The sequence below is a fragment of the Roseburia inulinivorans DSM 16841 genome (genome assembly GCF_000174195.1).
Lineage (GTDB): Bacteria > Bacillota > Clostridia > Lachnospirales > Lachnospiraceae > Roseburia > Roseburia inulinivorans.
This window is the reverse complement of record NZ_ACFY01000091.1, coordinates 99,679-107,163: the sequence shown is the minus strand read 5'-3', so window position 1 is coordinate 107,163 and position 7,485 is coordinate 99,679. Positions and strand designations below refer to the sequence as shown.

The 7,485-nt window shown below is 48.2% G+C and carries 12 protein-coding genes and 1 pseudogene; all 13 read right to left on the bottom strand.

From position 1 onward, the window contains the following. Positions 1-375: prepilin peptidase (locus tag ROSEINA2194_RS10225; protein ID WP_007886406.1), on the bottom strand; the 375-nt coding region annotated here is incomplete at its 3' end. A gap of 1 nt (position 376) precedes the next feature. Further along, positions 377-793, bottom strand: a complete 417-nt coding sequence (locus tag ROSEINA2194_RS10220; RefSeq protein WP_007886405.1) for a septation protein SpoVG family protein — start codon at positions 791-793, stop codon at positions 377-379. Between the two features lie 60 nt (positions 794-853). Then, a complete protein-coding gene (locus ROSEINA2194_RS10215) occupies positions 854-1,084 on the bottom strand; it encodes a DUF6133 family protein (protein ID WP_007886404.1) in 231 nt (76 codons plus the stop codon). A gap of 79 nt (positions 1,085-1,163) precedes the next feature. Further along, positions 1,164-1,478 (bottom strand): SpoVG family protein, encoded by a 315-nt coding sequence (locus ROSEINA2194_RS10210; RefSeq protein ID WP_007886403.1) that lies wholly within the window; start codon positions 1,476-1,478, stop codon positions 1,164-1,166. Positions 1,479-1,592: 114 nt separating this feature from the next. Then, a complete protein-coding gene (locus ROSEINA2194_RS10205; protein ID WP_007886402.1) occupies positions 1,593-2,108 on the bottom strand; it encodes a YodL domain-containing protein in 516 nt (171 codons plus the stop codon). A 9-nt stretch (positions 2,109-2,117) separates the two neighbouring features. Next, the gene (locus ROSEINA2194_RS10200; protein WP_007886401.1) at positions 2,118-2,372 is read right to left on the bottom strand and encodes a hypothetical protein; all 255 of its coding nucleotides are present in this window, start codon (positions 2,370-2,372) and stop codon (positions 2,118-2,120) included. Next, complete coding sequence (locus tag ROSEINA2194_RS10195; RefSeq protein ID WP_007886400.1) at positions 2,366-2,653, bottom strand: AbrB/MazE/SpoVT family DNA-binding domain-containing protein; 288 nt, start codon at positions 2,651-2,653, stop codon at positions 2,366-2,368. Before ROSEINA2194_RS10195 ends, ROSEINA2194_RS10200 begins: the two co-directional genes overlap by 7 nt. Then, a complete protein-coding gene (locus ROSEINA2194_RS10190) occupies positions 2,634-3,083 on the bottom strand; it encodes a hypothetical protein (RefSeq protein ID WP_006857271.1) in 450 nt (149 codons plus the stop codon). The genes ROSEINA2194_RS10195 and ROSEINA2194_RS10190 overlap by 20 nt, the downstream gene beginning before the upstream one ends. 22 nt (positions 3,084-3,105) lie before the next feature. Further along, positions 3,106-4,018: pseudogene (locus ROSEINA2194_RS23555) on the bottom strand (DNA adenine methylase). Positions 4,019-4,093: 75 nt separating this feature from the next. Further along, the gene (locus tag ROSEINA2194_RS10180; RefSeq protein ID WP_007886394.1) at positions 4,094-4,840 is read right to left on the bottom strand and encodes a DUF4314 domain-containing protein; all 747 of its coding nucleotides are present in this window, start codon (positions 4,838-4,840) and stop codon (positions 4,094-4,096) included. Continuing rightward, a complete protein-coding gene (locus tag ROSEINA2194_RS10175; RefSeq protein WP_015522554.1) occupies positions 4,834-5,136 on the bottom strand; it encodes a hypothetical protein in 303 nt (100 codons plus the stop codon). Before ROSEINA2194_RS10175 ends, ROSEINA2194_RS10180 begins: the two co-directional genes overlap by 7 nt. Positions 5,137-5,211: 75 nt before the next feature. Further along, entirely contained in the window at positions 5,212-6,864 is a 1,653-nt protein-coding gene (locus tag ROSEINA2194_RS10170) for a hypothetical protein (protein WP_007886390.1), read from the bottom strand. Further along, positions 6,854-7,462 (bottom strand): hypothetical protein, encoded by a 609-nt coding sequence (locus ROSEINA2194_RS10165; RefSeq protein WP_044927633.1) that lies wholly within the window; start codon positions 7,460-7,462, stop codon positions 6,854-6,856. The genes ROSEINA2194_RS10170 and ROSEINA2194_RS10165 overlap by 11 nt, the downstream gene beginning before the upstream one ends. Positions 7,463-7,485: the final 23 nt, after the last annotated feature.

Sequence of the window (7,485 nt, the reverse complement as noted above, 5' to 3'; positions counted from 1 at the left end):
CGGAACAAGCGGGTATGCCTGTTCCTTCTCCTCTTTTTGTTTCTTTCTGTTCTTTTTTCTGCCCATGTTCCCTGCCGCATGCCACAGCACCAGCAGGCACAATGCAAGAAACAGTCCCGTAAGCGCTTGGCTCGCTCCAAGAACCAGGCCGCATGCCCCCATGAGTTTCACATCCCCTCCGCCGATTCCTCCTATGGTAATCCCTGCGAGGAGCAGCGGCAGTCCTGCAAGAACTCCCAAAAGATTGGGCTGTCCCGGTGGCAGCATGCTGGTAAGTGCCACCAGAACGACCAGCCAGTCCGAGATGGTCCTTGTCCTCATATCCATGACCGCCGCCAAAGACAGAGCAGAAAAAAAGAAAGCCAGCCTGATCATGCTACATTCCCATGTTCATGCCACTTTCTTCCTGTTCCAGCTCCTCTGCCTCCTCCGGTTCCTCATCCAGATCCGTCTGCTGGTGCATAAAAGTTTCATACGCTTTCTGTACCGTCTGGTCAAATCTTTCCTTGATTCCCCTGTCGGCAAAGAACACCGCATCTTTGTACTGTTCATTTGCTCCTGCCTTTGTTTTCGGCATGGCAACCGTCAGCCCGTAGTCATCTTCCTTGATTCTGACATTTCGGATCGTCATGAAATCCCCGATTTTTACATCGGCAAGGGCAAGGACACCCTTTTCCGGCTGTGTTTTTGTGATGGCAGCCTCCATCTGCATGTCTGCCCCTGTATTTGCCTGCACTGCGGCATTTTCCTGTACTGCTTCCTGCTGTGTCTGTGTGTTTGCTCTTCTAGGCATCTGTTTTCCTCCATATCATTCTGTTATTTTTCCTGTTTCCCTGTCTTGGACCGGTGTTCCTTATCCTGCATAGTTGAACATGTCCTGAATCCTCTGGGTAAGGGTAGGCATCACCACATCCCCGAAGAGTGCATAAAGACCTGCCAGGAGCAGTGCGCCGAGAACGACTGCGATCAAGATTTTGACCGCCGTATCCACATAGTTCTCGCCCTTGGTATCCTTCATTAACATCCCTGCTCTCACGGCAACTGCCTTTACATTCTGTGCTGCTTTTTTCATCATATTTCTCATATTTTTTTCCTCCAATTTTTCTCATGATCTGCCGGACCGTTTCTGTGCGGTCTGCTCTATGTTCTCTGGTTTTATCCTGTTACATTCCTGCCATCTCCATCGGCTGTCCTTCCGGTGCCTGCATCCCATGATGCTTTGCTACCGTATCCTGCCCCTGCGAAATTGCCTGCTCATAAGCTCCGATGACTGCTTCATGGAGCTGTTTTCTGCATTCCTGCGTGATAGGAAAACAGATGTCCTTGTACTCATTCCCAGCCTTATAGCTTGGCATGGAAACAAACAGTCCATTGCTTCCCTCAATGATCTTGACACCCCGGATTGCAAATGCCCCGTTGATGTTTACGGATGCCGTTCCCTTGATGCTGTCCCCCGGACGGATGGACTGGATGCGCACATCAAACTGGAGCGGGGTGTTTTCTTTGTTCCCTGCTCCAGATGGCGCGTGCTGTTCTGTGGTTTCTGCCCGGCTCTGGGCAGTTTTTTGCCTTTGGCATAATGATCCTCCTTGTTAAAATCTGATTTCCTCATACCCGGATGGTTCGATGTAGAAAAAGCGGCTGTTTTCCCCATCCGCAAACTCGATCACATCCGAAATGGACAATGCATGTCCCTGAAACCCTTCCGGTACTCTCCGTCCGTATTTCTCCCAGACTTCCTCCAGACTATAGTTTTCTATCTCCCCCTCATAGACTCTGACATATTCCTCCCTACGCGGCCTGTCATACCCTCTCTTTTTTCTCTCTGCCAGACTGATAAACCGCATCATGATCGGACTGTCCTGTCCCAGTTGATAGATTCTAAGCCTCCTCCCTTCCCCAATGCTGACCTCCGCTGTCTCTTTGACACCACCTCCCTCCGACAGCCGGTCATACACACCCTCCCGGAATACGGGTTCCACCAAAAACTGTTCCTTCACAAATGAAACCAGCTCCTCTTTCTGGAACATGCAGTCAATGACTGCTTTCCCGTCTCCCAGATAGCCAGCCGGATTCCCATAAAAAAAATACGATCCCGTTCTGAACATAAATCCTTTTCATACGCTTTCCCCACCCATGCTGCGCAGGTAAGGGATCAACTGCCTGTCTAAGAATGCCTTGTCCCCGCAGAATACAAACATCTTGGAGAGTCCGATCAAAAACGGCTCGCCCTCCATGGTGTGCAGGGTGATGATGCTTCCCTCATCGCAATGCAGGATAAATTCTGCAATGGAGCAGAGATTCCCGTCCACCAGCGTCTGGCTGACCTGATCGTCCCTGATTTCAAATGCCCTGTACTTATTCCTTAACAATCCGTACCTCCCTCCTGCTGTGCGAATTTCAGAATCCTTGCCGCAAGTGCCACCTGTTTTGCCGGACTCATATGTTTTACCGCCGCATTTACATAGGCTTCCACTGCCTGCGGGTCCTGACTCCCCATCTCCACGATATCTACTTTGGATACCATGATTTTTCCACTGCTCACGGACAGCTTTACGATATCCCCGCTCTCAAGCTCTGCCATCTGGCGGAATTCTTTCGGGATCAGGATGCGTCCTTTTTCGTCTAACAGCTTATACACCGGTTTTTTCATCCGTTCCCTCCTCTGTGGTCCGCAAAATGATGTTTACCTTATCCTCCGTGATGCCAAGCTCCCTGCAGATGGCAAGCAGTTCCTCCGGCACTTCCGTCCCCTGCACAAGTTCTGACGGCAGGATGATAATGCGTCCTTCCTGACACACAATGTCAAGGTCTGCGTCCATCGGGATTCCGGCATCCCTTAATAATTCTTCCGGTATCTGGAACGCAATGTTTTCCTCCTTTGCCAGTTCCTCTGCCACATCCTGTCCTGCCCTTGCAAGCAGGAACTCCTTTGCCGTGTTCTTAAGTTCCCCGTCCTCTGCCATATACACAAGTTTCACGGTGTCACCGGTACAGATACCAGCCTGCTCTAACACCACTGCGGGAATCTCAATACACCCGTTTTCCGTCATCTTTCCTTCCATTTCTACTAACTGAAGCATGTTTTCCTCCTTCTTTCTTTTTTTATGTGTCCTGTGGCTCTTCCTCTGTCTCCTTTCCCTTCCACCGGACCGTTTTCTGTTCCCCGTACAGTTCAAACAGGTTCATCTGCATCGGCATGCTTTTTTTCCTTTCCTCCATGTCATAGTTGGCGATTAGAACTTCCGGGAACTCACTTCCGTTGTCATACCTCTGTGCAAGATTATTGATTCTTGTCACCGCTTCAATCTGGAAGTCCTGATACAGCTCACGGATATAGGCACAGTCGTTATAGGAAACCATGAACTTTCCCTGTATGCCTTTTAAGGTATCCCTGAGTCTCACATGATCTTCCTTACGGAACACCACCTCATAATGTCCCTCGGTTTCAAAATACGGCGGATCGCAATAAAAAAAGGCATTCGGTCTGTCATATTGACGGATGAGTGCCTCAAAATCCTTATTCTCGATCACGGTATCCTTCAGCCTGCGGTTTGCCTCCCAGATGATGGTAAAAGTTTTGCGTATGTCAAAAGGCTGGCAGCCATAAGAGGTGCATCCGCTTCCATAGCTGTAACGGATGATCTTATAAAATGCCGCTGCCCTTTTTTACATCCCCTACTGCGGCACGCTCCATAAGAATGTCACGGATTTCTGTCGCCTCTGGTTCTTTCAAGAAGTGTGTTGCAATCTCTAATTCTTCTGCAAGATGTTCACTCTTAAATTCTTCCATGGTCAGAAATTTCCGCAGTGTTGTAAATTCATCTCTGGAGTTGAGCGGCAGGAAGGACAGTTCCCGAAGCAGTGCCATTGGCCTTTCCTTGACACAATAAAAGAGGTTTGCAAGATTTGAATTAAAATCATTGTAAACCTCCATGCATTTATCCGGCGGTTTCCCGAATAAAACCCAGCCGCCACCGCCAAATACTTCTATGTAGCGGTCATAGTTTTTCGGCATGCGCAGATAGATCAGGTCGCGCAGTGCTTTCTTGCCGCCAACCCAGCTTATGATGCTGTTCAAATTTTTTTCCTCCTATTTTGGTTCATTCATATGGAAAGCCTCCCCCTGCACCAGTAGTTCATCCACCATCCTGCGGATGTCTGCCACCTCCTCCGGTATCTGTGTAAAATCCACATGGTGGTCCCTTTCCACAAGCGGTGTGTACCAGTAGTCATATGGGATATAATACTCTGCCAGTGCCTGTTTCTGTTTTTCACTCAGGAAGCTGCTGCCCTGCTCCATCATGCCGCCCGGCGTCATGAAAATCGTTCCGAAGTGTTCCTCGGAAGACTCCAGATCAAGCGTGACAAGTGCCAGCGTGCGTATGCCGGAATCCCTTCCGCAGACCACCGCCGGCATCATCACCATCCCATACTCCTCATCCACATATCCTTCCCCGTACACGGTTTCAAATGCCTGATGCATGGCAAGCAGCTTTTGGGCAGCATAGGCGGTATCCCCTCCATTGCATGACACATTCAGCAGATAGAAATCTGTTTCCTTTAATATCTCATTTATTTTCCCTAAAAACTCCCTGCATTTCTTTTCGGACAGGGTTTCCTTCTGCGGTACGACAGTAAAGTCATCCTCCTCCACATTCAGAGCCAGCGTGCTTCCATTTTCCCATTCCACATGTATCTGTCCGATATCATCCACACCAATTACTTTTCCCTCCATGCCGGACGGCATCTGGTGTTCCCCTTCCATCTGCCCCAGCCTGACCACGGTACCCGCAGGATATCTCTCCTTCAGCCGTTCTATCTGTTCCCTTCTTAACATTCCTCACCTTCCTCGATTTCTTTTACCAGTTTTCGGATTCGTATTCCATCCTTTATTCCCTGTATATAAAGCTGTTCCTGTTTTATCTGGCTGATGTCTAACATGCATCCAAAAAGTTCTGTCACCATCCTGTACGCTTGTGGGTTTGACAGCTCCAGTTCTTTTCTTAAGTCTGCCAGGAACTTTTTTTCCTTCTTTGAAAGTTCCCTTGCCTCTTCCTGATCCATGATCTGCTGGCGGTATGATTCGATAAGCTCCCCAAAAAACTGCACCATGACTGTATCATCCAATTTCATCTGTTTGCCTCCTTGGTTTATTTGGGACACACAATACTACATACACCAGCACATATCCAGCAGAATATTATTTTTTTACAGAGTCTGCGTCATGCCATGATTCCAGATTCTGTCCAGTTCTTCCTCCGTCATGACGCCCCAGTGTCTTTCCTGTGTCCAGAAACTGACATACAGTTCTCCCTCCTGCGTATAGATTGGTCTTTGTTCAAAGCCTTCTCCCCAGCCGTCACTCATCTGTCCGTCCCAGAAATTTTTCAGTTCATAGATTTCATTTTGTGTCAGAGGCTGGCAGATACTGCATTCCAGAACTCCGAACAGTTCTCCCCGGATGTTCTGCACTCTCGGAAATGCACTGATCACTTTTGCAGCCACCTGTCTGTTCCCGTCAAAATAATGCATGAGTCCCCTCGGCTCTTCTTCCACATGCCATTCTTTGAGGATGGCTTTCTGGATTTGTTCCTCATAATCTGCCAGTTCACTCCGGTACAGCGTTTCCTGCTCCTCTCCATCCTGATACATCATCCCTGCCAGCGAACTGTAAAGGCAGAACGTTTCACAGGGTATCCCGTTTTTTTCAAGCAGATCGGCAAATTCCCCCTGATATTCCTGATACTCATGGATCGCCCTCTGCGTGCCAACAAAGCCCTCTGGAATAAATCCGCTGTCTGCCATCGTTGCCTGTCTTTTATCACGGGCAACCCCGGCATAATCAATATGCGGCAAGAGAATTTCATCAACTTCAAACATCCCCGCTTCTTTAACCAGAAATTCCCCATACTCTTTATCCGTATGTATCTGCGGATGTATTTCAAATTCATCCAGATGCTTTGCGATGTAAGTGATATCAGTAAATTCTCCTGTTCCCACGAATCCGGCTGCCATTGCAAGCCGGTCCATTTTTGTTTCATCAAAACGGCTGACGGTCTGGCACATCTCATTAAAAAGAGTCAGTTTCTGGACATCACCCTGCAGAGACATACACATATCTTCCGGGGAAGGAAGGATGCTTTCCGGCAGCCGGATATTTTCTATCCCGTTCACAATGCCTTCAGCAAATGCTGCGATGTTGAGTCTTTTCTTTACCTTATCCATGGCACTGATGTCCGTTGGAAGATAAAGGTATTCCTTATCCCCTGCCTCATTTTCAAGAGATAAAACCGCCACGGTTTCATCCGGTCTGTCGATGTATTCTGGAAAGGTTTTTCCGTTATAGACCTCCTCCATCTGGAATCCCTGATCTACCAGTATCCCATGTGGCAGGAACTTACATTTTCCTTCTGAAAAAATCTTCTGTGCATATGCGTTAAAATCCATTTTGCTCTTTTCTTCTTCTGAGATTGCAAGATGCCGGTCCAGATAAAGTCTCAGCCCGACACGGTTTCCATCCGTTAAGTCTGTGAGCAGGGACAGTCCCTGCAGGCTGTAAGTCAGGTTGATCAGTTGTTTCATTTCCCGGATGCCTGTTTCACTGCTGTAGACACCCACCACTCTTTTTTCGTATTCCGTCATTCCATCCAGCCTTCTGGCTAAGAAATTAAGTTCGTCCATGCTGACTGTCTGGTCTTTCAGGAACCCAAAATAGGACGGTTCATCCCACACCTCACTGATACAGCATACCGGTACAATATCTTCTATCCCGATACATTTCATGCAATACTGCATGTCCATGTCCGTTGCCGGCAGAGTTATATCTACAGTCTGTCCCCCATTTTTTGCTCTAATCTTCATTCCACACCTCCCGTTCTACGATGTCCACCCCATACCTTTCCATCACGAATGCATTGACGATGAGCCTTAAGATTTCATCCGGTATCAATTCCCTGTCGGTCAGCTCCGACAGCCGGATATGCTTTGTCCCCAGATACACATCCCTTGCCGCATGGAACAGGATATATTGTTCCAGCGTAACGCTGCCAAGCCGGATGCGGTCAAAATAAATCCCCGTATCCAGCACCTGCTTAGAAACTTTCTCCCACAGGTTTTCATCTGCAGACAGAAGAAATACTGCGGCGGCATAATTCGGAAGTCCGCACAGGTTCTTTTTCCGTCTGCCAAGCAGCAGGGAAGAAAAATCGTTTCTGTGCCTGCTGTCATAAAAAATCAGTTCCTTTTCTGCGTTTCCAAATACCTCCTGTATCCTTTTCTTTAAGTGTTCCATCTGCATCCGGCTGATGACACAGTCCACAATCTCCGAATAATTTCCCCTGCTTTTCCACTCTTCCATGTCAAACATCCACCCCTGCCCTCTGGGACGATATCCCGGCGGCTGGCGCATCTGCCGTTCTAATAACTGCAGTCTTGGACTGTTGCAAAAAAATCCCGACATCAAATCTGTCTCCTTTCTTTTTC